Source organism: Zobellella taiwanensis, from assembly GCF_003012795.1.
In the GTDB taxonomy this organism is placed as follows: Bacteria; Pseudomonadota; Gammaproteobacteria; order Enterobacterales; family Aeromonadaceae; genus Oceanimonas; species Oceanimonas taiwanensis.
The window spans coordinates 1-25221 of sequence record NZ_PXYH01000032.1 but is presented as its reverse complement, the minus strand read 5'-3'; the positions used below and the strand labels follow the sequence as shown (position 1 = coordinate 25221).

At 60.9% G+C, this 25221-nt stretch carries 17 protein-coding genes and 1 pseudogene; 11 read left to right on the top strand and 7 right to left on the bottom strand.

The window, feature by feature from the left end; all coding sequences use genetic code 11:
• From C7I36_RS16270 to C7I36_RS16260, 3 genes are all read left to right on the top strand, one after another.
• A partial coding sequence (locus C7I36_RS16270; protein ID WP_219899679.1) for a putative Ig domain-containing protein occupies positions 1-1912 on the top strand: 1912 nt, incomplete at its 5' end.
• 9 nt (positions 1913-1921) lie between these two features.
• The gene (locus C7I36_RS16265) at positions 1922-3259 is read left to right on the top strand and encodes an efflux RND transporter periplasmic adaptor subunit (RefSeq protein WP_106454733.1); all 1338 of its coding nucleotides are present in this window, start codon (positions 1922-1924) and stop codon (positions 3257-3259) included.
• Positions 3259-5373, top strand: a complete 2115-nt coding sequence (locus tag C7I36_RS16260; RefSeq protein ID WP_106454732.1) for a site-2 protease family protein — start codon at positions 3259-3261, stop codon at positions 5371-5373. Before C7I36_RS16265 ends, C7I36_RS16260 begins: the two co-directional genes overlap by 1 nt.
• Before the next feature lie 32 nt (positions 5374-5405).
• On the opposite strand, the gene coaE is transcribed toward C7I36_RS16260, so the two are convergent.
• The 7 genes from coaE to C7I36_RS16225 all read right to left on the bottom strand — a co-directional run bounded on the left by coaE (position 5406) and on the right by C7I36_RS16225 (position 12040).
• Entirely contained in the window at positions 5406-6029 is a 624-nt protein-coding gene (gene coaE / locus C7I36_RS16255; RefSeq protein WP_106454731.1) for a dephospho-CoA kinase, read from the bottom strand.
• Positions 6026-6880, bottom strand: coding sequence for a prepilin peptidase (locus C7I36_RS16250; protein WP_106454730.1), 855 nt, complete (start codon positions 6878-6880; stop codon positions 6026-6028). The genes coaE and C7I36_RS16250 overlap by 4 nt, the downstream gene beginning before the upstream one ends.
• A 56-nt stretch (positions 6881-6936) precedes the next feature.
• The gene (locus tag C7I36_RS16245; protein WP_106454729.1) at positions 6937-8163 is read right to left on the bottom strand and encodes a type II secretion system F family protein; all 1227 of its coding nucleotides are present in this window, start codon (positions 8161-8163) and stop codon (positions 6937-6939) included.
• 22 nt (positions 8164-8185) lie between these two features.
• Complete coding sequence (gene pilB, locus C7I36_RS16240) at positions 8186-9901, bottom strand: type IV-A pilus assembly ATPase PilB (RefSeq protein ID WP_106454728.1); 1716 nt, start codon at positions 9899-9901, stop codon at positions 8186-8188.
• Positions 9902-9904: 3 nt separating this feature from the next.
• On the bottom strand, positions 9905-10312 hold the full coding sequence (locus C7I36_RS16235) for a pilin (RefSeq protein WP_106454727.1): 408 nt from the start codon (positions 10310-10312) through the stop codon (positions 9905-9907).
• A gap of 311 nt (positions 10313-10623) precedes the next feature.
• Entirely contained in the window at positions 10624-11478 is an 855-nt protein-coding gene (gene nadC, locus C7I36_RS16230; RefSeq protein ID WP_106454726.1) for a carboxylating nicotinate-nucleotide diphosphorylase, read from the bottom strand.
• Positions 11479-11521: 43 nt separating this feature from the next.
• Entirely contained in the window at positions 11522-12040 is a 519-nt protein-coding gene (locus tag C7I36_RS16225) for a retropepsin-like aspartic protease family protein (RefSeq protein ID WP_106454725.1), read from the bottom strand.
• Positions 12041-12115: 75 nt separating this feature from the next.
• Here C7I36_RS16225 and ampD point away from each other — a divergent pair, with 75 nt between their 5' ends.
• The 8 genes and pseudogenes from ampD to C7I36_RS16185 form a co-directional block, all read left to right on the top strand.
• Positions 12116-12667: a 1,6-anhydro-N-acetylmuramyl-L-alanine amidase AmpD gene (ampD, locus tag C7I36_RS16220; protein WP_106454724.1), complete on the top strand. Its 552-nt coding sequence runs from the start codon at positions 12116-12118 to the stop codon at positions 12665-12667.
• A 293-nt stretch (positions 12668-12960) separates the two neighbouring features.
• A complete protein-coding gene (pdhR, locus tag C7I36_RS16215; RefSeq protein WP_106454723.1) occupies positions 12961-13722 on the top strand; it encodes a pyruvate dehydrogenase complex transcriptional repressor PdhR in 762 nt (253 codons plus the stop codon).
• Between the two features lie 61 nt (positions 13723-13783).
• Positions 13784-16444: a pyruvate dehydrogenase (acetyl-transferring), homodimeric type gene (gene aceE / locus C7I36_RS16210; protein ID WP_106454722.1), complete on the top strand. Its 2661-nt coding sequence runs from the start codon at positions 13784-13786 to the stop codon at positions 16442-16444.
• 10 nt (positions 16445-16454) lie between these two features.
• On the top strand, positions 16455-18329 hold the full coding sequence (gene aceF, locus C7I36_RS16205; protein WP_106454721.1) for a pyruvate dehydrogenase complex dihydrolipoyllysine-residue acetyltransferase: 1875 nt from the start codon (positions 16455-16457) through the stop codon (positions 18327-18329).
• 153 nt (positions 18330-18482) lie between these two features.
• Complete coding sequence (lpdA, locus tag C7I36_RS16200; protein ID WP_106454720.1) at positions 18483-19910, top strand: dihydrolipoyl dehydrogenase; 1428 nt, start codon at positions 18483-18485, stop codon at positions 19908-19910.
• Between the two features lie 260 nt (positions 19911-20170).
• Positions 20171-22045 (top strand): methyl-accepting chemotaxis protein, encoded by a 1875-nt coding sequence (locus C7I36_RS16195; protein ID WP_106454719.1) that lies wholly within the window; start codon positions 20171-20173, stop codon positions 22043-22045.
• 113 nt (positions 22046-22158) lie between these two features.
• Positions 22159-24372: a patatin-like phospholipase family protein gene (locus C7I36_RS16190; RefSeq protein ID WP_245880146.1), complete on the top strand. Its 2214-nt coding sequence runs from the start codon at positions 22159-22161 to the stop codon at positions 24370-24372.
• A gap of 212 nt (positions 24373-24584) precedes the next feature.
• Positions 24585-25221: pseudogene (locus tag C7I36_RS16185) on the top strand (bifunctional aconitate hydratase 2/2-methylisocitrate dehydratase); the annotation flags it as partial.

Below are 25221 nucleotides of genomic sequence, written 5' to 3'. Positions count from 1 at the left end.
AGTGGCGGGCGATTCCAGTGCCCAGGACTTGCGCGGCACTGGCCTGGTGAGTTTTGGGGATCTGGATGATAACGACACCGTCAGCCTGAGCGTTGTTGGCAATAACGACATGGTCTGGAGCGGCGGCGCCCTGAGCCCCGAGCTGGCGGCTCAATTGCTGGGCGGCTTTAGCATCCCGGCCACGGTCAACGCGGCGGCACCGGGCAGCACCAGCTGGAGCTACGCGGTGGATAACGTCGACCTGGACTTTTTGGCGGCGGGCGAGACCATCACCTTCAGCTATACCGTGACCGCCACCGACAGCCAGGGCGCCACCGCCGAACAGGTGGTGAGCTTTACCCTGATCGGCAGCAACGACGCCCCCACCCTGAGCGTGGTGGATGCAGCGCCGTTGGTTGAAGCCATTGATGGCGACCGCCAAGCGCTGGTCTCCGGGGGCGTTATCGGCTATGTGGACGCGGATGTTAACAATACGGTCAGTATCGGTTTTGAGTCCAACAATGACATAGTCTGGAGCAAGCAGGGTGGTGCTCCGGTGGCACCCTTGCCGGAAGCCTTGCGTAACCTGCTGGTATCGGGCTTTGATACGGGCGTTGTGGACGCGGCATCCAGCGGACAGTTGGCATGGACTTACCGAGTGCCTGAAGCCAACCTGGATTTCCTGAACCAGGGAGACACCATTACGTTCAGCTACACACTGACCATTGTGGATAGTGACGGCGCTGCCAGCACCGAAGTTATCACCATGACCATTGTGGGCACCAATGATGCCCCTGTGGTGGATGTGGCCAATATGGATCAGAAATGGCTGATGGGTAAACCCTACCAACTGGACTTTAGTCCCTTGTTCAGTGATGCGGATGCGGCGATAAGCGGTGAAAAGCTGACGTTCAGCGTCAGCAACCTGCCCCGGGGTCTGGTTTACAATCCTCTGACGGGCGTGATTTCAGGTACGCCGCTGGTCTCTGGCGTATTTAAGGTCACTCTGCTGGCCACCGATATGTCGGGGGCCCGTGTAGCCCGCGACTATCAACTGGAGATAGTGGCCCCGAGCGTCAGTAATGCGGTTCCGGCGCCTGCGCCTTTTGTTCCGCCGGCACCTCCTGCCAATGATGTTACTGTTGTGGGTAATACCTTTACCCCGCTGCCTTCCGGACTTGTCACTGCCACCGGGGGGAGTGCGGTTATCGAAGGTGCGGGCTTTATCGGAACTTCATCTTTAGGTGGGGGGCTGGGCGGCGGCTCTGGCCTTGGCGGTGCTGGAATTGGTGGCGGCCTTGGCGGTGGAGTCGGGAGTGGCCTGGGTGGCGGAGCCGGGGCTGCTGAAGTGGGCACTCCACCCGTCGCAAATGAAGTGGTGTTGGTGGCCAGGGACAATGCGCTGGTTGTTCAGTCCGAGAATCCCAATGGCAGTACTACGCTGCGAGCCTCGGTCGATGTAAATGTTTCTGCTGCCGGTGACGTTGTGTTTGATGGTGCCCAGCGTGATGCATTTAATGCCGTTTCCTTGAATGTTTTGGGCATTGAACGGACCAGCCCCGGTCAGTTGAACATCCGCATTGCCGATACCAGCCCTGCGGCGTCCTCTGCTGTTTATACTGCTACCCTGGGTAGTGGCGAGGCGTTGCCCTCGTGGATTACCATTGATCCGGCCCAGGGGCTGGTGAGCATTGATAATCCGCCGGCCGGCCAAAAGGCACTGGTGCTGCGAGTCCAGGCGGTGGGTGCCGATGGTCAGGTCAGGGTGCTGGAAATGACCCTGGATCTGGAAGAAATGGGCGTGACGACGCCGGAAGCCGAGGCTGCAGAACCGCTGGCAGGGTTTGTTCCCTTGCGGGAGCAGTTGGCGTCTGAGTTGGCCGCCAATGATCAATATGGGGAGCGCGTCCTGGCGTTCCTGCAAAGCAGCTAAGGAGCATGAGTGAAGGATAATGTTGCAGCCCTGCTGGGGCTGGAACAACAACTGCGCAAGGCGACCAACCTTGCGCAGTTGTTTTACACCATCGTTAATCAAACCCATCGGTGTGTTCCCTACACGCAGGCCGTATTGTTGTGTGGCCATAACGTACAACGGCTGGAGGTGGTGGCGGCTTCCGATATCAGCAGCGTTGACTACACTTCTCCCTTTGTCAGTTGGATCGAACGGTTGTATCGGGCCGGTCTGGCTTCCTTCGACGGGAGTTGTCAGCAGTTGCTCACGCCCGAGTCGGTCCCTGCCGAACTGGCTGCTGATTGGCATGACATGGTGCCGAGCCAGTTGTTGTGGCAGCCTTTGGTGGCTGAAGCCCGGGATGGTGAAATCCGGGGTGTGCTTTTGTTGTTTCGAGAAACGCCATGGACTGAAGCGGAGCGTGGTTTATGCGGCCATTTGGCTACCAGCATGGGACATGCCCTGTTTGCCCTGCAGCGTTACAATCCGCTTAAGGGCCTGTGGCAAAAGCGGCGTAATAAGCGATGGGGAGTCGCCGCGGTGGCATTGGTTTTTGCCGTAATGTGGTGGCCGGTACGTTTGAGTACCCTGGCACCGCTTGAAGTCATCCCCAGGGATCCCATGGTGATTGCCGCGCCCATTGATGGGGTCGTCAGGGAAGTGGTTGTTAATCCCAGTCAGCCGGTCGGTTCAGGAGATGTACTGGTGCATCTGCAGGATGCCGAGTTGGCCAGTGAGTTCGAGGTAGCCCAGCAGGCGCTGCTGGTGGCTGAAGCTGAATTGAAAACCATCCGGCAAAGTGGCTTCTCGGATCCGCGCCAGAACGCCCGTATTGCCGAGCTGGAAGCCAGGGTTAACCTGCGCCGGGCCGAGGCCAACTATGCCGCCGCCCGGCTGGATAAAGCCACTATTTTAGCTCCTGGCGATGGTGTCACCGTGATGGGTGACCCGGCTGAATGGAAAGGACGCCCGGTTCGCGTGGGTGAGCGGATCCTGCTGGTGGCGGATACCCAAAAAGTGGAGCTGGAGGTCATGCTGCCCGTCAAGGATTCTGTCGCTCTGCGGGAAAGGGCAGAGATGAAGGTGTTCTTTGATAACAATCCCCTGGGCTCCCGTACTGCCTGGCTGAAGCACGGTGCTTATGAGCCCCAGAAGACTATTGATGAAACCATGGCCTATCGTTTGGTGGCTGAGCTGGAGCCTGGCGAAGGAGAAAACCCACGCATTGGTATGCGAGGAACGGTACGTATCTATGGCGAAAAGGTGACGCTGTTTTACTATTTGTTTCGTCGTCCCATTACCAGCTTTCGTCAATGGTTGGGATGGTAATGCTGGGATCTGTTGTTGTACCTACCCTGCGCGACAATCTCAGGTTATTGCCCGGTACGCCTGATGAAGATGGGGCCCCTCGCTGGCTGCTTTATGATGTTGTCAGGAACAAGTATTTTGCTATTTCGGAAAGAGCTGTCTCATTGATTCGCCATTGGCAGCCAGGTTTTGCTCTGGAGAGCTTTCTTTCTTTTTTGCAGAAAAAAAATATAGAAATTGATGCGGAAGAGTTACATGCCTTCGTCCGGTTTTTGGTCGCCAATAACTTGGTGCTGGCCCGAGATCAAGGAAGTTGTGCCGGGCTTTATCAGCAAGGGGCGGGGAAGCGAGTAGGGGTTTGGAAATGGTTGTTGCATAACTATCTTTTTATACGTATTCCGTTAGTTCGTCCGGATGTTTTTCTTGGGCGTCATCTTTCTTTATTCTCCTTCCTCTTCTCGCCTGCTTTTCATTTTGTCATCCTGTTTTTGGGTTTTCTCGGTATTCTGATGGTGATCCATCAGTGGGATGAATTCTGGTCCACCTTTTTGTATTTTTTTAGTTTTGAAGGTGTGCTTGTTTACGGGGTGACTTTGGCTTTAGTGAAGTGCCTTCATGAGCTGGGTCATGCCATTGTTGCCAAGCGGTATGGATGCAGGGTTGCCTCCATGGGCATTGCTTTTCTGGTAATGTTCCCCGTGCTGTATACGGATACTACCGATGCGTGGCGGCTGCGTTCCCGTAAAGACAGGCTCAGGATTGTTTCCGCGGGCGTTTGGACCGAACTCTATATTGCGTTGTTGGCAACCTTTGTATGGGCCGTGCTGCCAGATGGCTCAATAAAAAGTGCCGCTTTCTTTCTTGCTACAACCAGTTGGGTCACCTCTTTGCTGGTAAATATCAGTCCCTTTCTGCGTTTTGATGGATACTACGCATTTTCTGACCTGATTGGCGTGGAAAACCTGCAGCAGCGAGCCTTCGAACTTGGTCGCTGGAAAATGCGCCGGCTTTTGTGGGGCTGGCCGGATCCACTGCCGGAACCCATGCCTCGATACAGGGTGAGGCTGTTGTTTGCCTATGCCTGGGCAACTTGGTTGTATCGTTTTTTCCTTTTTTTGGGCATTGCCTTGTTGGTGTATCACTTTTTTTTCAAAGTGCTGGGCATTTTTCTTTTTGTTATTGAAATTTTATGGTTCATTGTTATGCCTGTGATAAGGGAGTTGGCTGTCTGGTTTAAAAGAAGAAAGGAGTTTCGGCTGACCTGGCGAAGAAGTGTGTTTTTTGCTTCGATGTTTTTTTTGATTGTAATCGGTGCATTCCCGTTTTCGGTGGCAGTTTCCCTTCCTGCGGTGGTTCGTAGTGAGCAACATCAAATTATCTATCCGGCCGAGTCGGCGTTGATTTCGCTATCTCGTGTGAGCCATGGCGGCAATGTTACTGAGGGCGAGGAGATGATTGTACTTCACTCTCCCGAGTTGGAATTCCACATTGAGAGAACTCGTCAAGAAATTGCCATGGAGCGTGTTAAGTTATCCCGCCAGGCTTCATCCCTGGATGAGAAGACAGAGTATGCGGTAACAATGCGGCGCTTGCAGCAGCTTGAACGGCAACTTCGCGGACTTGATGAACGAAAAAGCAAACTGAGTATCTATGCTCCTTTTTCCGGTGGCCTTGATTTGCTTGAGCCGGTGCATGTCGGGAGGTGGGTAAATAAGGAACAACCTTTGATTTCCTTCAGGCAAGAGTTGGGTATCATAGTGGAAGGCTTTGTTAGTGAGCTTGATGTCCGGTTCTTGTCCGAAGGTGATAAGGCTGTTTTTATTGCCGATCGTGGTGATTTTACGCTGGGTGGACTTCGTCTCGAACGCATGGAATTGAGTGCCATTCCCTCACTGCCTTATCCGGAGTTGGGATCGGACTTTGGAGGGCATATGGCTGCGCGGCAGCTCCGGGAAGGGCGCCTTGTTCCGGAGCAGGCCAGGTACAAGGTGATGTTTGACCATGGCGACTTGGATGATATCAAGCTGGATGGCAGGATGACCGGGATCATTGTGGTGGAGGGAGCCCGTCGTAGCTGGCTTGGATATCAACTGCAACAGGTGGCTTCTGCCCTGATTAGGGAGTCAGGGTTTTAGTGTTTTTGGCTAATCCGCGGGGCCGGCATTGCTTATGGAGATGGCAACCTTTTGCCGTGGTCGGCTAATTCCAGGTATTTTTGGTGCAGCGCGGCCACCGCCGCCTTGAGCCGGGCCGGGTCGGGGCCGTTGTTGTCGATAACGTCGTCGGCGGCGGCCAGGCGCTGCTCCCGGCTGGCCTGGGCGGCCATGATGGCGCGGACTTGCGCCTCGTTGGTTTCGTCCCGCCTGATCGTGCGTTCAAGCTGGACCTCGGGGCTGACATCCACCACCAGTACCCGGTTGCACAGGCCGGTGAGCCTGTTTTCCACCAGCAGCGGCACCACCAGCAGGCAGTAGGGCGAGGTGCCGGCCCTACCAGCGGCCACCATACGCTCCCGGATAAGCGGATGCAGCAGGGCGTTGAGCCAGTCCTTGTCTTGCGGGCGGGAAAACACCCGCTCGCGCAGGGCGCGGCGGTTCAGCTCGCCGCCCTGGGTGAGCACGCCGGGGCCAAAGTGGCCGGCAATGGCGGCCAGCGCCGGCTCGCCGGGCGCCACCACCTGGCGGGCGATAAGGTCCGCGTCGACAATGTCTACGCCCAGTTCGGAAAAGAGGTTGGCCACAGTGCTCTTGCCGCTGCCGATGCCGCCGGTCAGCCCCACCACATAACTCATTGCGCCACTCCCCAGTAAATGGTCGTCAGTTGCTTGCCCCACATCAGATAAATCCAGCCGCCCAGGGCCAGGGCAGGGCCAAAGGGCAACACGCGGTCTTCGCCCAGGCGGCGCAGGGCCATCAGCCCCAGGCCCAGGGCGGCGCCGGTAAAGGATGCCAGCAGCAGCACCGGCAGCAGGCTCTGCCAGCCAAACCAGGCGCCGATGGCGGCCAGCAGCTTGAAGTCACCATAACCCATACCCTCCTTGCCGGTGGCGAGCTTGAACAGCCAGTACAGGCTCCACAGTATGCCGTAGCCGAGGGCAGCGCCCAGCACGGCGCTGGAAAGCGGCACGAAGAGGGTGTTGAGATTGAGCAGCAGCCCCAGCCACAGCAGCGGCAGGGTGAGGTTGTCGGGCAGCAGCAGGTGATCCAGATCGATCAGGGTCATGCTCAGCAGGAACCAGCAGAACAGGACGGCCGCCAGCATCTGCGCGCCGGCGCCAAAGCGCCACAGGGCGAGGGCGGCCAGTGTGGCCGAGGCCAGCTCCACCAGGGGGTAGCGTTTGGCAATGGGGGTCTGGCAGTAACGGCAGCGGCCCCGCAGCCAGAGCCAGCTCAACACGGGAATATTGTCTCCGGCCGCCAGGGCGTGCTGGCAATGGGGGCAGCGGGAGCGGGGCACGCACAGGTTGAAGGGCGACTCGGCGGGCGCGGCCTGGCCGCTGAACTCGGCGCATTCCCGCTGCCATTCCCGCTGCATCATCAGCGGCAGGCGGTGGATCACCACATTGAGGAAACTGCCCACCAGCAGGCCCACCAGCATCACCAATAGATACAGCAAGAAAGTATTGTCGAGCAGTTGCGCCATGGTTGTTCCTATGGGGATTGAACTTTGAAAACAAGGCTTTCACCAGGCTTCCAGCTTCAGCGGATTACGCTACCCAGGTTAAAGATGGGAAGATACATGGCAATGACCAGGCCGCCAACCAGAATCCCCAGCACCACCATGATCACCGGTTCGATCAGGCTGGCCAGGCCGTCCACGGCGTCGTCCACCTCCCGCTCGTAAATGCCGGCCACCTTGTTCATCATGTTGTCGATGGCGCCGGATTCTTCGCCGATCATCACCATTTGCACCACCATGTCCGGAAACAGCCGGGTCGAACGCATGGCCAGGTTCATCTGCATGCCCGCCATGACTTCGCTGCGCATTTGCATTACGGCGTTGCGGTACACCACATTGCCGGCGGCGCCGGCGGCGGACACCAGGCCCTCCACCAGGGGGATGCCGGCCGAAAAGGTGGTGGCCAGGGTGCGGGCGAAACGCGCCAGCGCCGCCTTGTGCAGGATCCGGCCCACCACGGGGATGCGCAGTATCAGGCGATCGGTCGCGTTGCGTACCCGTTGCGAATGGCGCCAGGCGCGCACATAGAGAAAAACGCCGGCCACGGTGCCGCCAAGCAGGTAGAGCCAGTGCTGTTGCATCCAGCGCGACAGGTTGATCACCAACTGGGTAAAGGCGGGCAGGGTGGCCCCGAAGCCGGCGAAGATTTCCTCGAACTGGGGGATCACGAACAGCAGCAGGATAGCGGTAACCACTATGGCCACCAGTATCACCATGGCGGGATAGAACAGCGCCTTGCGGATTTTCGACTTGAGCGCTTCGGCTTTTTCCCGGTAGAGGGCGATCTGGTCGAAAATATGTTCCAGCGCCCCGGTTTGTTCGCCCGAGTGCACCAGGTCGCAATAGAGGGTGTCGAAGTGGCGGGGAAACTTTTTCAGTGCTTCCGACAGCGGGGTGCCGCCTTCCACGTCCGAGGCAATCAGCCCGCACAGCTCGCGGACGCCGCTTTTTTCGTAGGAGCGGGAGAGGATTTGCAGGGTCTGCACCAAGGGCACCCCGGCTCCCAGCATGGTGGCTATCTGGCGGGTGATAAGGGCGATATCGGCCGGTTTGACCGCGTTTTTGTAGCGCGAAAACAGCCCTTCGCTGCGCCGGCGCACACGGGTGGCGCTGACTCCCTGGCGCTGCAGCTCGCGTTTGACCGCCTGGATACTGACCGCCTGGAGGTAGCCCGAGACCTTTTGTCCGCGCCGGTTGACGCCTTCCCATTGGTAGGGATAAACCTTGTAGCTTTTTGCCGTTGCCATGGTGCGTCCTTGCGGTAGGGGGTCAGCCGGTCACCCGGTTGACCTCGGCCAGGCTGATGACGCCCAGGCGCGCCTTTTCCAGCGCGGCCCGGCGCAGGGTGATCATGCCGTCCTCTTCCGCCGCCCGGGCCAGGGCCAGGGAATTGGCGCCTTCCATGATCAGGTTGGCCAGCTTTTCGTTCATCGGCAGCACCTCGTAAATGCCGATACGGCCCTTGTAGCCTTCGGTGCACAGGGGGCAGCCCGCCGCCCGGAACAGCGTAACACCGGCCGCCAGCTGGTCCGGGTGAAAGCCCAGGGCGCGCAGCTGTTCTTCCGGCACCTGCTCCGGCACCTTGCAGTGAAGGCAGAGTTTGCGTGCCAGCCGCTGGGCCATGATCAGCGATACCGAGGAGGCAATGTTGTAGGCGGGCAGGCCCATGTTGCCAAGCCGGGTGAGGGTTTCTGTGGCCGAGTTGGTGTGCAGGGTCGACAGCACCAGGTGGCCGGTTTGCGCGGCCTTGACCGCGATTTCGGCGGTTTCCAGGTCGCGGATCTCGCCCACCATGATGATGTCCGGATCCTGGCGCAAAAAGGCGCGCAGGGCGTGGGCAAAGGTAAGCCCGGCCTTGGGGTTGATCTGCACCTGGTTGATGCCGGGCAGGTTGATTTCAATCGGGTCTTCGGCGGTGGAAATGTTGGCGGTGACCGTATTGAGGATGCTCAGGCCGGTATAGAGCGAGACCGTTTTGCCCGAGCCGGTGGGGCCGGTAACCAGTATCATGCCCTGGGGCCGCCGCAGGGCTTCCAGGTAGCGTTCTTTCTGTTCGGGTTCGTAGCCGAGCTGGTTGATGTCGAGCCGGGCGCCGGAGCTGTCGAGGATACGGATAACGATTTTTTCGCCCCACTGGGTGGGCAGGGTGTTGACCCTCATGTCCACCGACTTGTTACGGGTCAGCTTGAGCTTGATACGGCCGTCCTGGGGCAGGCGGCGTTCGGCGATGTCGAGCCGGGCCATGACCTTGAGCCGGGCGGCGAAGCGGGCGGCCAGGTTGACCGGCGGCGAGGCCACTTCGTGCAGCATGCCGTCGATGCGAAAGCGGATGCGGTAAAAGCGTTCATAGGGTTCGAAGTGCAGGTCCGAGGCCTCCTTGCGCACCGCGTCCAGCATGATTTTGTTGATGTAGCGCACTATGGGGGCGTCGTCGTCGCTCCGTTCCAGGTCCGGGTCGCGCTCGCCTCCGGTTTCGGCCAGCTCCAGCCCGGAGATGTCGTCGTCGGCGATGTTTTCCAGGTCGAGCACGCCGCTGCTGCCGCCCTGCTGCAGCCGGGACAGCATTTGCTGCAGCTTGTCTTCCTCCACCAGCAGGGCGTCGGTCACCAGGTTGAAACGGAAGCTGAAATCTTCCAGCGCCGCCACATTGGTGGGGTCCGACATGGCCAGGTAGAGCACCTTGCCCTGCAGGTAAATGGGAATGACATGATGGCGTTCGATCAGGTCCATGCTGATAAACTGGGGCGGCACCTGGTCCAGGTTGAAGTCGTTGAGATCGATCAGGGGCAGGCCGTATTCCTGCTCGCAAAAGCGGGCCAGCGCTGTGCTGGTCAGCAGCCGTTGCTCCACCAGCACTGTGCTGAACGGCTTGCCTTCCTGCCGGGCCAGAGCCAGGGCCTGGTCCAGTTCATCGGGCAGCAACAGTGAAGAAGCGGCCAGGCTTCTGGCCAGACCGCTTCTGGAGGTGTTGATGGGCATGGTCATGAGTTAGCACAAAGAATCCGGATTACATGTACCTGTCCAATTTACAGAACTATTTGCACCAGATGTTGTTCCTACAAGGCTATATGCTCCTGAGGAGGGAGTGCCCATAGCTGCTCTTATCGTAATGCTATTTGATGAGCTGGCCGGAATTGATAATGTAACTCCCTCCGGGACGCTAAAATTACCTGCTGCAAGATTAGTACATGCAAAATTCCCCTGAGCCTGCCAACAGATTTCTGCTGCTGTTTTTGCTGCTCCGGTAGCGGCAACTGCTTCAGAAAACCTAGCTCGATTGGTGTAATTCTGATACGCCGGCAGGGTCACGGCGGCCAGTATGGCCACTATCGCCACCACTATCATCAGTTCGATAAGGGTAAAGCCGCCCTGGCGGCCGGGTGCTGGAGTCTTCATATCATCATCCTTGATTGGAAAGCCCATGGGCCGGGTGGCGGTTGCCACCTAAAGATCTATAGCCAAGGCTGGGGGGTTTTGCATCCCTGGCGGGCAGGAAAAGGAGAGGGTATGAAGGTTTGGCTTCGATAGAGTCTGTTTTTGGCGACGCCGATACGTGGGCCGCGGGCGTTCCGCCCGCCCTCGCACCTTTGCACCGTAACACTCGGGCCGCAACGATTTTTGGGGCGCGGGCGGCCCGCCCGCATAAGGGGGCACCGGGGCGGGGAAGGCAGGCGGGCCGCCTGCGCTCCGGGAAGCCCCCGGCCTCCTCAGCCCTCTACCCGCATCGATAGATCCAGGGCCCGGATATGCTTGGTCAGCGCCCCCACCGAGATATAGTCCACGCCGGTGGCGGCATAGTCGGCAATGGTGTCCAGGGTGACATTGCCGGACACTTCCAGCTTGGCGCGGCCGGCGGTGGTGGCTACGGCGGCGCGCATGTCGGGCACGGTGAAGTTGTCGAGCATCACGATATCGGCGCCGGCGGCCAGGGCCTGCTCCAGCTCGGCCAGGGACTCCACTTCCACCTCGACCGGTTTTTCCGGCTGCAGCCGGCGGGCCTCGGCCACGGCCTTGTCGATGCCGCCGCAGGCGAAAATATGGTTTTCCTTGATAAGGTAGGCGTCGTACAGGCCCATGCGGTGGTTGTGGCCGCCGCCGCAGGTGACCGCGTATTTCAGTGCCTGGCGCAGGCCGGGCAGGGTCTTGCGGGTGTCGAGCAGGCGGCAGCGGGTGCCGGCCAGCTGTTCGACATAGCGCCGGGTTTCGGTGGCCACGGCGGACAGGGTCTGGATAAAGTTGAGGGCGGTGCGCTCGCCGGTCATCAGCGCCCGGGCCGGACCGGTCAGGGTCAGCAGCCGCTGGCCGGCCTTGACCAGGTCGCCGTCCTTGACCTGCCAGTGCAGCTGCACTTCGCCGCCCAGTTGGCGAAAGGTTTCCTCGGCAAAGCCGCGGCCGCAGAATACGCCGTCTTCCCGGGTAATGAGGTGGGCGGTGACCTGCTGGCCTTCGGGCAGCAGTTGGGCGGTAATGTCCTGTTTGGGATCCAGGCTGCCGCCGAGGTCTTCGGTGAGGGCGGCGGTAACGTTGAAGCGGATTTCCCGCTCCAGGGTGGAGTTGTGCATGTGGCCTACCTTGTGTTCACGCAATGCTCATGGCCTGTGCCCGTCAGGGGGCCGGGTCCAGGTGTCTTATGGTCAGTCGGGAGCCCCGCTGGATCAGCTCGAACTGGCGCAGGGCATTCATGCCGAGCAACACCTCTGTGCTGTCGCTGGGCATGATGACGGCGTCCAGATCGTACAGGCTGAGCGGGCCCAGCGACAATGTTTTAATGCGGGTGGCGTAGCCCTCGGCCTGGCCGGCGGCGGTATTGAGCGCCAGCCGGCGACCGGGGGCCAGGCCGAGGCGCTCGGCCAGGGCGCGGGGCACGGCAACCTGGGTGGCGCCGGTGTCGAGCAGGAACACCACTGCCTGGCCGTTGATGGCGCCGCCGGCCAGGTAGTGGCCCTGGCGGTTTTGTTCCAGCACCAGGGTGGCGTTGTCCAGCAGCTGGACCTGCCGGTTGGGGTTGCGGTCCTGCTCCAGCTTCTGCTGGAAATACCAGGTCATCAGCACCAGCGCCAGCAACCAGGCCAGCAGCCACATGATGCGGCCCAGGGTGCGGGTGGAATCTCCCTGCTCTGCCATGGTGGGTCTCCTTGCCCGGGACTGTGGTCGAACTGTTAGTATACCCGGGCTTGATCAGGGTTTTTGGGAGGAGAGATGTCTTTTATGCTGAACGACGGCTGGCTGGAGCGGGCGCGCCGCTGCGAATCCCCCCATTGGGACTCGCGGCCGGGGGCCGAAGTGTCGCTGCTGGTGGTGCATTGTATCAGCCTGCCGCCGGGGCGGTTTGGCGGGCCTTACATCGATGACCTTTTTATGGGCCGGCTGGATCCGGCGGGGCACCCTTATTTTGCCGGCATCCACCAGCTGCGGGTGTCGGCCCATTGCCTGATCCGTCGGGACGGCGAGCTGGTGCAGTATGTGCCTTTTCAGCGGCGCGCCTGGCACGCGGGCCTGTCCTGCTTTGAGGGACGGGAGCGGTGCAACGATTTTTCGGTGGGCATCGAGCTGGAGGGCACCGACACCGGCACCTACACGGATGCCCAGTACCGGGTGCTGGCCGAGGTGAGCCGGGTGCTGATGCGCGCCTATCCGGCCATCACCCCGGAGCGTATTACCGGCCACAGCGATATTGCCCCAGGCCGCAAGACGGATCCGGGCCCGGGGTTCGACTGGGGTCGCTTCAGGGCCCTGCTGGCCGAGGGCTGAGCCCGTTTTCCCCGGCCTGTCCCCGGCCGGCCCCCCCCTCTGTGTACCGGGGAGGGGCGGGTTCCTTTGGTGGCAAGGGCTGTGCGTTTTTCCTTCCTGAATTCGTTGGTCTTACCAATTGGTTTGCTTGAGTTTTTCCTTGATTGGTCTAGGTTTAGAGCTCGGCCCGGAGTTTTTGGGGTTTTCAGACTTTTTTGTATGCAATCTGCATAAAAAACATGGACATTAAGTCGGCCCTCTGATACCTTTTTTTAACAGTGTTAATTGGTAATACCAATTTTAAGCCGGACTCAATGTCATATCAGCGCATCAAACAGCCGAAACTCGCCGAAACCATCGCCGCCAAGCTGGAGCAGATGATAGTGGAAGGCAGCCTGCAACCCGGGCAGCGGCTGCCGCCCGAGCGGGAACTGGCCGAGCAGTTCGCGGTGTCCCGCCCCTCGGTGCGGGAAGCCATCCAGCACCTGGAAGCGCGCGGCCTGGTGTCCCGGCGCCAGGGCGGCGGCACCTATGTGCAGAACGCCCTGAGCAAGGGGCTGGCGGATCCGTTGTTCCAGCTGCTGGCGGAACATCCCGAGTCGCAATACGACCTGCTGGAGTTCCGCCACACCATGGAAGGCATTTCCGCCTACTATGCGGCGCTGCGCGGCACCGAAACCGATTTTGACGCCATCCGCGAGGCCCAGCAGGCCATTATCAAGGCCCAGGAAAAAGGCGACCTGGCCGGCGAGGCCAAATACGCCGCCGAGTTTTACCTGGCGGTGGCGGCGGCGGCCCACAATGTGGTGCTGCTGCACCTGTTGCGCTCCATTCAGCCGATGCTGGAGTCCAGCATCTTGCGCAACATCAAGATTCTCAACCGGCGCGCCGGTATGGTGGAGCAGATCCGCAAGCATCGCGCGAATCTGATTGAAACCATTCTCGCTCGCGAGCCGGAACAGGCGAGGGACGCTTGTCATGAGCACCTGGCCTTTATTGAAGAAACCCTGCTCGACATCCAGCGTGAGGAAAGCCGTATTCAGCGCTCCCTGCGCCGGACCCGACAGCAGGAATAACAACGCCTTCGGCAACGACAAAACCCATGGGCAGTTGCCCCAAACGAGATAGGAAACAGCCATGTCTGATATCCTGAAAAACGATGTGGATTCAATAGAGACTCAAGAGTGGCTCGACGCCCTGGAGTCTTTGATCCGTCAAGAAGGACCTGAGCGCGCCCAATATATCTACGAGCGCCTCACCACCAAGGCCATCCAGTCCGGTGTGGCCGTGGCCAGAAATGCCCATTCAGACTACGTCAACAGCATTTCCACCGACGAAGAGCCTGAATACCCGGGCAACTGGGATCTGGAGCGGCGGATCCGCGCCATCATCCGTTGGAACTCAGTCATGATAGTGCTGCGCGGCTCCAAGAAAGATCTGGATCTGGGCGGTCATATGTCTTCCTTCGCCTCCAGCGCCACCATGTATGAAGTGGCGTTCAACCACTTCTTCCGCGCCCGCAACGAGAAGGACGGCGGCGACCTGGTATTCTTCCAGGGCCACATCTCGCCCGGCATCTACGCCCGCGCCTTCGCCGAAGGCCGCCTGACCGAAGCCCAGCTCGACATGTTCCGCCAGGAAGTGGACGGCAAGGGTATTCCGTCCTATCCGCATCCCAAGCTGATGCCGGACTTCTGGCAGTTCCCCACCGTGTCCATGGGCCTGGGCCCGATCAACGCCATCTACCAGGCGCGTTTCCTCAAGTACCTGACCGACCGGGGCCTGAAGGACTGCTCCGAGCAGCGCGTGTACGCCTACCTGGGCGACGGCGAGATGGACGAGCCGGAATCCAAGGGCGCCATCACCATTGCCGCCCGGGAGAAGCTGGACAACCTGTGCTTTGTCATCAACTGCAACCTGCAGCGCCTGGACGGCCCGGTAGTGGGCAACGGCAAGATCGTCAATGAACTGGACGGCCTGTTCACCGGCGCCGGCTGGAGCGTGATTAAGGTCATCTGGGGCCGTCGCTGGGATGAGCTGATCGCCAAGGACAAGTCCGGCAAGCTGATCCAGCTGATGAACGAAACCCTGGACGGCGATTACCAGACCTTCAAGTCCAAGGACGGCGCCTATGTGCGCGAGCATTTCTTCGGCAAGTACCCGGAAACCGCCGAGCTGGTGAAGGACATGACCGACGAGGAAATCTTCGCCCTCAACCGGGGTGGCCACGATCCGGCCAAGATGTTTGCCGCCTACAAAAAGGCCGCCGACACCAAGGGCAAGCCGACCGTCATCCTGGCCAAGACCATCAAGGGTTACGGCATGGGCGACTCCGCCGAGGGCAAGAACATCGCCCACCAGGTCAAGAAAATGGACATGTCTTCGCTCAAGCACATGCGCGATCGCTTCAACATCGAAGTGAGCGACGAGGATCTGCCCAACCTGCCCTACCTCAAGATCGAGGAAGGCAGCCGCGAGCACGAGTACCTGCACACCCGCCGCCAAGCGCTGAAAGGCTATGTGCCCACCCGCCTACCGCAGACCACCGTCAAGCTGGAGATCCCGGCCCTGAGCGAGTTCGCGCCCCTGCTGGAAGAGCAGAAGCGGGAAATCTCCACCACCATGGCCTTTGTGCGTTCACTCAACATCATGCTGAAGGACAAGTCCATCGGCGAGCGCATCGTGCCCATCCTGGCCGACGAGGCCCGTACCTTCGGTATGGAAGGCCTGTTCCGCCAGATCGGCATCTACAACCCCTATGGCCAGCAGTACGTGCCCCAGGATCGGGAGCAGGTGGCCTACTACAAGGAAGACAAGAAGGGTCAGATCCTGCAGGAAGGCATCAACGAGCTGGGCGCCATGTCCTCCTGGCTGGCGGCCGCCACTTCCTACAGCACCAACGACTGCCCGATGATCCCCTTCTACATCTACTACTCGATGTTCGGGTTCCAGCGGGTCGGCGACCTGTGCTGGGCGGCGGGCGACCAGCAGGCGCGCGGCTTCCTGATTGGCGGTACCTCAGGGCGCACCACCCTCAACGGCGAGGGCCTGCAGCACGAGGACGGCCACAGCCATATCCAGGCGGGCGTGATCCCCAACTGCATCACCTATGACCCGACCTACGCCTATGAAGTGGCGGTGATCGTACAGGACGGCCTGCGCCGCATGTACGGCGACAACCCGGAAAACGTGTACTACTACATCACTACCCTGAACGAAAACTACCACCAGCCGGCCATGCCGGAAGGCGTCGAGGAAGGCATCCGCAAGGGTATCTACAAGCTCGAAACCGTGGCCGGCAGCAAGGGCAAGGTACAGCTGATGGGCTCCGGCTCCATCCTGGTGGGCGTGCGCGAAGCGGCGCAAATCCTGGCCGAGGAGTACGGTATCGGTTCCGACGTGTACAGCGTGCCTTCGTTCAACGAACTGACCCGCGAGGGCCAGGACTGCGAGCGCTGGAACATGCTGCACCCCACTGCCGAGCCGCGGGTGCCCTATATCGCCCAGGTGATGGGTAAAGCACCGGCCATCGCCGCCACCGACTACATGAAGAACTATGCCGAACAGGTTCGCGCCTTCATGCCGTCCGTGAGCTACAAGGTGCTGGGCACCGACGGTTTCGGCCGTTCCGACAGCCGTGATAACCTGCGTCGTCACTTCGAGGTGAACAAGCACTACGTGGTGGTGGCCGCCCTCAACGAGCTGGCCAAGCAGGGCGAACTGGACAAGCAGGTGGTAGCCGACGCCATCGCCAAGTACGGCATCGACGCCGACAAGATCAACCCGCTGTACGCATAAGGGGTAACACATGTCTAAAGATATTCTGGTGCCGGATATCGGCGCAGACGAGGTTGAAGTCACCGAGATCCTGGTGGCCGTGGGCGACAAGGTCAGCGAAGAGCAGTCGCTGATCACCGTGGAAGGCGACAAGGCCTCGATGGAAGTGCCGGCCCCCGCCGCCGGCGTGGTCAAGGAAATCCGGATTGCGGTGGGCGACAAGGTCAGCACCGGCTCGCTGATCATGGTCTTTGAAGCAGAGGGCGGCGCTGCCGCCCCGGCGGCGACCGAAGACGCGCCCAAGGCCGAAGCGGCGCCGACCGCTGCAGCCGCCAGCGCGCTGAAAGAAGTTCAGGTGCCGGACATCGGCGGTGACGAGGTGGAAGTCACCGACATTGCCGTCAAGGTTGGCGACACCGTGGGCGAAGAGCAGACCCTGATCACCGTGGAAGGCGACAAGGCCTCCATGGAAGTCCCGGCACCCTTCGCCGGCAAGGTGGCCGAGATCAAGACTGCCGTGGGCGACAAGGTCAGCACCGGCTCGCTGATCATGGTATTTGAAGTGGCGGGTGAGGCCGCACCGGCTGCCGCTGCTGCGCCTGCCGAAGCCGCCCCCGCGGCGGCCCCGGCCGCTGCTGCTGCCAAGGACGTGAAAGTGCCCGATATCGGCGGTGACGAAGTGGAAGTCACCGAAGTGATGGTGGCGGTGGGCGACAAGGTGGCCGCCGATCAGTCCATCCTGACCGTGGAAGGCGACAAGGCCTCGATGGAAGTGCCCGCACCCTTTGCCGGCGTGGTCAAGGAAATCAAGGTTGCCGCCGGCGACAAGGTCTCCACCGGCTCCCTGGTGATGGTGTTTGAGGTGGCGGGTGCCGCGCCGGCCGCAGCTGCTGCTCCGGCCAAGGCCGAAGCCGCGCCTGCCGCCGCCGCCCCGAAAGCCGCTGCACCGGCCGCCAAGGCCGAGTTTGTTGAGAACAACGCCTATGTGCACGCCACCCCTGTGGTGCGCCGCCTGGCCCGGGAGTTCGGCGTGGACCTGTCCAAGGTGTCCGCCACCGGTCCCAAGCAGCGCATCCTCAAAGAAGACGTGCAGAACTACGTCAAGGCCATTATCAAGCGGGTGGAAAGCCAGCCGGCCGGTGTGGCCGTGGCCGGCAACGGCCTGGAAGTGCTGGCCTGGCCCAAGGTCGACTTTGCCAAGTTCGGTGAAGTGGAAGAAGTGGCGCTGACCCGCATCCAGAAAATCTCCGGCCCCAACCTGCACCGTAACTGGGTGAAGATCCCCCACGTTACCCAGTTCGACGAGACCGATATCACCGAGCTGGAAGAGTTCCGCAAGACCGAGAACGCCATTGCCGACAAGCAGAAGCTGGGTTACAAGATCTCCCCGCTGATCTTCATCATGAAGGCCGCCGCCAAGGCGCTGGAAGCCTATCCCAAGTTCTGCTCTTCCCTGTCGGAAGACGGCCAGAGCCTGGTGATGAAGAAGTACGTGCATATCGGCGTGGCGGTGGATACCCCCAACGGCCTGGTGGTTCCCGTGGTGCGCGATGTCAACAAGAAAGGCATTCGCGAGCTGGCCATCGAGCTGGGCGAAATCTCCCAGAAGGCCCGGGCCGGCAAGCTGACCGCCGCCGACATGCAGGGCGGCTGCTTTACCATTTCGTCCCTGGGCGGTATTGGCGGCACCCAGTTCACCCCCATCGTGAACGCGCCGGAAGTGGCTATTTTGGGTGTGTCCAAATCCAGCATCAAGCCGGTGTGGAACGGCAAGGAATTCGAGCCCCGGCTGATCCAGCCGCTGGCCCTGTCCTACGACCACAGGGTGATCGACGGCGCCGACGGTGCCCGTTTCATCACCATGCTGAGCGGGGTGCTGAGCGACCTTCGCCGGCTGGCCCTGTAATGTGACAAGGCAGGCATAAGCCTGCCTTTTTACTTTCAATTTACAGGCAGAACAGTAAACTTTAGCCCGTTTATTCAGTAGTGGTCGAAATGAGTCTGGTCGAACCAGCAACCGCTGCTTAAACGGGGCAAAAAAATCATAATAGAGGTCACCATGAGTCAAGAAGTCAAAGCTCAGGTTGTGGTACTGGGTGCGGGCCCTGCGGGTTACTCCGCTGCCTTCCGCGCTGCCGATCTGGGCCTGGAAACCGTTATCGTCGAACGTTATTCAACTCTGGGCGGCGTTTGTCTGAACGTCGGCTGTATTCCTTCCAAGGCGCTGCTGCATATTGCCAAGGTCATCGAAGAGTCCAAGATGATGGCCAGCCACGGCGTGACCTTTGGCGAGCCCCAAATCGACCTCGACAAGATCCGTGGCCACAAGGAAAAAGTCATCGGTCAGCTGACCCAGGGCCTGGGCGGCATGGCCAAGATGCGTAAAGTGAAGGTGGTCAACGGCGTTGCCAAGTTCACCGGCGCCAACACCCTGGTGGTGGAAGGCGAGGGCGGCAACACCACAGTGACCTTCGACAACGCCATCATCGCCGCCGGCTCCCGTCCGATCCAGCTGCCCTTCATCCCCCACGAAGATCCGCGCATTTGGGACTCTACCGACGCCCTTGAGCTGAAGGAAGTGCCCGAAAAGCTGCTGGTCATGGGCGGCGGCATCATCGGCCTGGAAATGGGCACCGTCTACCACGCCCTGGGCTCCAAGATCGACGTGGTCGAGATGTTCGACCAGCTGATCCCGGCCGCCGACAAGGATCTGATCAGGATCTTCACCAAGCAGGTGAAGAGCAAGTTCAACCTGATGCTGGAAACCAAGGTCACCGCCGTTGAAGCCAAGGACGACGGCATCCATGTGTCCATGGAAAACAAGAAAGGCGAAACCATCACCAACGTCTATGACGCCGTGCTGGTGGCCATAGGCCGTACTCCCAACGGCAAGTCCCTGGATGCCGACAAGGCCGGCGTGAACGTGGACGAGCGCGGCTTTATCAACGTGGACAAGCAGCTGCGCACCAATGTGCCGCACATCTACGCTATTGGCGACATCGTGGGTCAGCCCATGCTGGCGCACAAGGGCGTGCACGAGGGCCATGTGGCCGCCGAAGTCATCGCCGGCATGAAGCACTACTTCGACCCGAAAGTGATTCCCTCCATCGCCTACACCGAGCCGGAAGTGGCATGGGTGGGCGTGACCGAGAAGGAAGCCAAGGAAAAAGGCCTGAACGTCGAAGTGGCCAGCTTCCCCTGGGCCGCCTCCGGCCGGGCCATTGCCTCCGACTCGTCCTACGGCATGACCAAGCTGATTTTCGACAAGGACACCCATCGTGTCCTGGGTGGCGCCACCGTGGGTACCAACGCCGGTGAACTGCTGGGCGAGATCTGCCTGGCCATCGAAATGGGCGCCGATGCCGAAGACATCGCCCTGACCGTCCACGCCCACCCGACCCTGCACGAGTCCGTGGGCATGGCGGCCGAGATCTTCGAAGGCTCCATCACCGACCTGCCGAACCCCAAGGCCAAGAAGAAGAAGTAATCGTCTTCTTGCTGTCTGTGATATTTGCGCCCGGCTTGTTAGCCGGGCGTTTTTATTTCGGGGATTAGGGACTGGGGATTAGGGATTTGAACGTTACTCTGCCAGTCCCCAGTCCCCAGTCCCCAGTCCCCAGTCCCCAGTCCCATTTGTGTCAAAGATCACCTTTTGCGACGAAAGGCTTCACATCTTGGTCAATTAGTCGATATGGTTAGCAGCCATAACAACAATAACCATTGCCGACCAAAGTAAAGGAATACGAGATGCTCTCCAAATTTGGCAACCTGAGTGTCAGGGTAAAGCTTACCCTGGGGTTCGCGCTGGTGCTGGTGGCCACCCTGGCCACCGCCGGCATCAGCTTTTACGCGCTGACCACAGTGCTCGACCGGGCCGACAAACTGGAGCGGGCGGGGGATATCGACCTGCTGTTCAGCAAGGCGCGCCAGTTCGAGAAAAACTACCTGCTGCAGGACGATCCCGAGCAACTGGTGCAGGCCAAGGACACAGTGCAGCAGGCCCGGGTGCTGGCGGAAGCCCTGCGCCAGTCGGTTACCCAGGAGGACGATCTGGCTTACCTGGAGCAGATCCTGGCGGGTACCCAGTCCTATGAGCAGGAGCTGGACCAGATGGCGACCCTCAGCGAGGACGCCCAGCGCCAGATCTTCGATTTGAACGGCCTCGGCTTTTCCGCCCAGCAACGGGCCGAGTACCTCAGTGCCAGCGATTCCAGCGCCATGAGCTGGCTGGTGCGGCTGGTGGGCATCCGCCTGACCCAGAAGGACTTTGCCCTGAGCCGGGACGAGATTGACGCCATGCAGCTGTCTTCCCGCCTGCGCGGCCTGCTGGTGACCCTGGAAAACCGCCTCAATATGCGCGAAGACGATGACGTCAAGGAGCTGTACGAGCTGCTTGTCCAGTTTCAGCAGCAGCAGGAAAGTTTCATCAAGGCCATCAACGGCCTGGCGGCGGTGGAGGAGCGGATAGGCGTGCTGGCCGACACGGTCGCCGCCGGCACCAATGCCCTGGTATCCAGCCAGCAGGCCGACATGGCCCGGGTCAGCGACGGCTCCCGCATACTGATACTGGCGGTGACGGTGGCGGCCCTGGTGCTGGGGGTACTGTTCGCCTGGCTGATCACCCGGGGCATTATCAATCCGCTCAAGCTGCTGGTGCTGCAGGCCAACCGCATCGCCGAAGGGGATTTGAGCCAGGACGTGCGCCATGACCGCAAGGACGAACTGGGCCGGCTGATGGACAGGATGCAGACCATGACCCTCAACCTGCGCCAGCTGGTGGCCGAGCTGAACCAGAGCGCCGGCCATATCGCCACCTCGGCGGAGGAGCTGTCGGCGGTGTCGGAGCAAACCCGCACCGGCGCCAACCAGCAGCGTATGGAGCTGGAGCAGGTGTCCACCGCCATGAACCAGATGGCCGCCACCGTACAGGAGGTGGCGCGCCACGCCGAGGCGGCCTTCGGCTCGGCCCGGACCGCCGACGAAAGCGCCCATTCGGGCGAGGACAAGGTGACCGAGACCATCACGCACATCAACCGGCTGGCGGAGGAAGTACGCCGCTCCCTGGCCACCATTACCCAGCTGGAAAGCGAAAGCCTCAATATCGGCACCATCCTCGATGTGATCAAGGGGGTGGCCGAGCAGACCAACCTGCTGGCCCTGAACGCCGCCATAGAGGCGGCCCGGGCAGGCGAGCATGGCCGCGGCTTCGCGGTGGTGGCCGACGAGGTAAGAGCCCTGGCCAGGCGCACCCAGGAGGCCACGTCCCAGATCGAAACCCTGATCCAGGGGCTGCAGGGCAAGGCCCAGGAGTCGGTGGTGATGATGGATCGCAGCGCCGCCATGGCCGAGGAAACCGTTACCATTGCCAACGAGGCGGGCAGCTCAATTCATGCCATCACCCGCTCGGTGTCCGATATCCAGCAGATGAACAGCCAAATCGCCACCGCGTCCGAACAGCAGAGTTCGGTGGCGGAGGAGATCAACCGTTCGGTGTTCAGCATCCGCGAGGTGTCCGAACATTCGGCCGCGGCCACCGAGCAAACCGCCTCCAGCAGCTCCGAGCTGGCCCGCCTGGGCACCGAGCTGCAACAACTGGTCGGCCGTTTCCGGCTGCCGGCCTGAGCTGCGGGAGGGGCAAGCCCCTCCCCAATTCTTCCTTACCGGCATACAATCAATCTTCTGTTCACGCCGGGCCCGCCCTTATGATCCGCCTCTTCCTGCTATCGATATTGTTTATGGCCACCAGCCTGCCGGCCCTGGCCGAGCGCCCCCGTATTGCCCTGGTGCTCAGCGGCGGCGGCGCCAAGGGGGCGGCCCATGTGGGGGTGATCAAGGTACTGGAAGCCAACCGCATTCCGGTGGACATCGTCACCGGCACCAGCATGGGCGCCTATGTGGCGGGCATGTATGCCCTGGGGCTGGATGGGGAGGAACTGGAGCGGCAAATGCTGGCCCTGGACTGGAACCAGGGCTACCAGGACAAGGTGGGGCGGGACGAACTGTCGCTGCGGCGCAAGCGCCAGAACGACGACTTTCTGCTGCGCACCGATATCGGTATCGATCCGCAGTGGCAGCTGAGCCTGCCCGGGGGCTTCTTCCAGGGCCAGTCGATGGGGGCCCTGTTGCGCCAGAGCACCCTCAACCTGCCGGGGCTGCAGAGCTTTGATGATCTGCCCATTCCCTACCGGGCGGTGGCCACCGACATGGAAACGGTCACGCCGGTGGTGCTGGGCGAGGGCCACCTGGCCACCGCCATGCAGGCGTCCATGTCGGTGCCCGGGGTGCTGCAGCCGGTGGAGGTGGACGATCGCCTGCTGGCCGATGGCGGCGTGGTCAACAACATGCCGGTGGATGTGGCCCGGGCCCTGGGGGCCGATGTGGTGATCGCGGTGGACATCGGCGATGCCATGCTGTCCCGGGAGCGGCTCGACAGCGCCCTGGCGATGATAGGCCAGCTCACCAACTACCTGACCCGCTCCAGCACCGAGCGGCAAAAGGCGCTGATGACCGAGCGGGATATCCTGCTGAGCCCCAATATCGGCGGTATCGGGGTGGGGGATTTCAACCTGATGCCCGATGCCATCGCCCGGGGCGAGGCGGCGGCCACCGTCATGCTGCCCCGGCTGCAGGCCCTGGCCCTGAGCGAGGAGGAGTACCTGGCCTATCAACACCGCAAGCTGGACCGCCGCGCCCAGCTGCAGCGCAGCGACGCCGTCTATCTGGACCGGGTGGTGGTGGAGAACAACTCCAATCTCAGCGAGGCGGTGATCCGCGATGTGCTCGGCCTGGTGCCGGGCCAGTTCCACCAGACCCGGGAGCTGGAGCAGGGGGTGCGCCGGCTTTATGCCCTGGATGCCTTCGAGCGGGTCAGTTACCGTATCGAAGAGCGCGACGGCGAGCAGGTGCTGACGGTGCAGGCCAGGGAAAAGGGCTGGGGTCCGGGCTTTATCGACTTCAAATTCGCCCTGGAGGATGATTTTTCCAGCCGTGCCAACTACGAAATCGGTGCCCAGTTTCGCCGCACCAACGTCAACATGCTGGGGGGCGAGTGGCTGGCGGAGGCCACCTTCGGCAGCAACAAGCAACTGGCCTCCGAGTACTACACCCCGCTCGATACCGATTACGATTTTTTCTGGAAAATCCGCGGCGAGTACGAAAAACGCCGCCGTACCTTCTACCTCAATCCCGGCGAGGACAGTTATGCCCTGTTCGGCCGCCTGACCAGCCTGGATTTCGACTATGCCACCTGGAGCCTGCACAGCGAGCTGGGCTACAACCTGCGGCCCTGGAGCGAGCTGGCCCTGGGAGTGCAGGGGCTGGTGGGCGACATAGAGGCGCGCAACCTCGACGAACAGCTGGATATCGACTCTTTCGGGCCCTATGTCCGCTTCAGCCACGATACCCTGGACAATGTGTTTTTCCCCACCCGGGGGCGGGCGCTGGAGGTGAGGCTGGGCTATTTTCGCAACAGCCTGGATCTGGAAGGGCGCAGTGAGCGGGTATCCGGCCTCGATTACGAGCTGGACTGGCTGCGGCCCTGGAGCGGCGGACGTCATACCCTGGTCGGCAAACTGAGCCTGGGCGGCTCTACCGCCGAACAGGTGCTGCCCACTTTCGCCCGCAGCCTGGGCGGCCTGTTCAATCTGTCCGGTTATCAGAGCGATCAACTGAGCGGGCGCTACAGCGGCTTTGGCGGCCTGCTTTATCACTATCGCTGGTTCGACAACGACTTCGGCGCCTTTCGCTCGCCGGTCTATCTGGGGGGCTCCCTGGAGCAGGGCGGGGTCTGGAACTCGGGTAATGAAATTGGCTGGGATGCCTCGCTCACGGCCGGCAGTGTTTTTATCGGTGTGGATACCAACTGGGGGCCGTTATATCTGGCCTATGGCCACGGTGAAGGAGATAAAAACAGTTTGTACCTCTATTTCGGCAATCTGTTCAGCTTCTGATGTTAACGGCTTGTTGGTGGGTCCTTCCCCGGGGCAGGCCGGAAAATGTTTTAAAAACATTGGCTTGACAACATATTAGACGAAAGGGTAGAGGCCGCCGATTTTAATTCACGGTTAAAACTTATATACTGCTGCGGCGTCCGGGAGGGCGCCTGGCCCCCAACAAGGATATTCCCGCCCAAGGTGGCGAATGATAATAAGAGGATACAGTCGTGCTTGAAGCCTATCGTAAACACGTCGAAGAACGTGCCGCTGAGGGAGTGGTTGCCAAGCCACTCGATGCAGAGCAAGTTGCCGCCCTGGTTGAACTTCTCAAGAACCCCCCCGCCGGCGAAGAATCCTTCCTCTACGAACTCCTTTCTACCCGCATCCCCCCCGGGGTTGACGAAGCCGCTTATGTTAAAGCCGGGTTCCTCGCCGCCGTGGCCAAGGGCGAAGTGAGCTCGCCCGTGGTCTCCCCCGAGCAGGCCACCGCGCTGCTCGGCACCATGCAGGGCGGCTACAACGTCGCCCCGCTGATTGAACTGCTCGACGTCGATGCCCTGGCCCCCATCGCCGCCCAGGCCCTGAGCCACACCCTGCTGATGTTTGACGCCTTCCACGATGTGGCCGAGAAGGCCAAGGCCGGCAATGCCCATGCCAAACAGGTGATGCAGTCCTGGGCCGATGCCGACTGGTTCCTTGAGCGTGCGCCCCTGGCCGACAAGATCACCATGACCGTGTTCAAGGTGCCCGGCGAAACCAACACCGATGACCTGTCCCCGGCCCAGGACGCCTGGTCCCGCCCCGACATTCCGCTGCACGCCCAGGCCATGCTGAAAAACGCCCGCCCTGGCATTGAGCCCGATG

What these genes read in the sequence shown, in the direction of transcription:
- C7I36_RS16260 (WP_106454732.1), top strand. Translation starts at nt 3,259, where the DNA reads ATGCTGGGATCTGTTGTTGTACCTACCCTGCGCGACAATCTCAGGTTA.
- coaE (WP_106454731.1), bottom strand. Translation starts at nt 6,029, where the DNA reads ATGAGTTATGTGGTGGGGCTGACCGGCGGCATCGGCAGCGGCAAGAGC.
- C7I36_RS16250 (WP_106454730.1), bottom strand. Translation starts at nt 6,880, where the DNA reads ATGGCGCAACTGCTCGACAATACTTTCTTGCTGTATCTATTGGTGATG.
- C7I36_RS16245 (WP_106454729.1), bottom strand. Translation starts at nt 8,163, where the DNA reads ATGGCAACGGCAAAAAGCTACAAGGTTTATCCCTACCAATGGGAAGGC.
- pilB (WP_106454728.1), bottom strand. Translation starts at nt 9,901, where the DNA reads ATGACCATGCCCATCAACACCTCCAGAAGCGGTCTGGCCAGAAGCCTG.
- C7I36_RS16235 (WP_106454727.1), bottom strand. Translation starts at nt 10,312, where the DNA reads ATGAAGACTCCAGCACCCGGCCGCCAGGGCGGCTTTACCCTTATCGAA.
- nadC (WP_106454726.1), bottom strand. Translation starts at nt 11,478, where the DNA reads ATGCACAACTCCACCCTGGAGCGGGAAATCCGCTTCAACGTTACCGCC.
- C7I36_RS16225 (WP_106454725.1), bottom strand. Translation starts at nt 12,040, where the DNA reads ATGGCAGAGCAGGGAGATTCCACCCGCACCCTGGGCCGCATCATGTGG.
- ampD (WP_106454724.1), top strand. Translation starts at nt 12,116, where the DNA reads ATGTCTTTTATGCTGAACGACGGCTGGCTGGAGCGGGCGCGCCGCTGC.
- pdhR (WP_106454723.1), top strand. Translation starts at nt 12,961, where the DNA reads ATGTCATATCAGCGCATCAAACAGCCGAAACTCGCCGAAACCATCGCC.
- aceE (WP_106454722.1), top strand. Translation starts at nt 13,784, where the DNA reads ATGTCTGATATCCTGAAAAACGATGTGGATTCAATAGAGACTCAAGAG.
- aceF (WP_106454721.1), top strand. Translation starts at nt 16,455, where the DNA reads ATGTCTAAAGATATTCTGGTGCCGGATATCGGCGCAGACGAGGTTGAA.
- lpdA (WP_106454720.1), top strand. Translation starts at nt 18,483, where the DNA reads ATGAGTCAAGAAGTCAAAGCTCAGGTTGTGGTACTGGGTGCGGGCCCT.
- C7I36_RS16195 (WP_106454719.1), top strand. Translation starts at nt 20,171, where the DNA reads ATGCTCTCCAAATTTGGCAACCTGAGTGTCAGGGTAAAGCTTACCCTG.
- C7I36_RS16190 (WP_245880146.1), top strand. Translation starts at nt 22,159, where the DNA reads ATGGCCACCAGCCTGCCGGCCCTGGCCGAGCGCCCCCGTATTGCCCTG.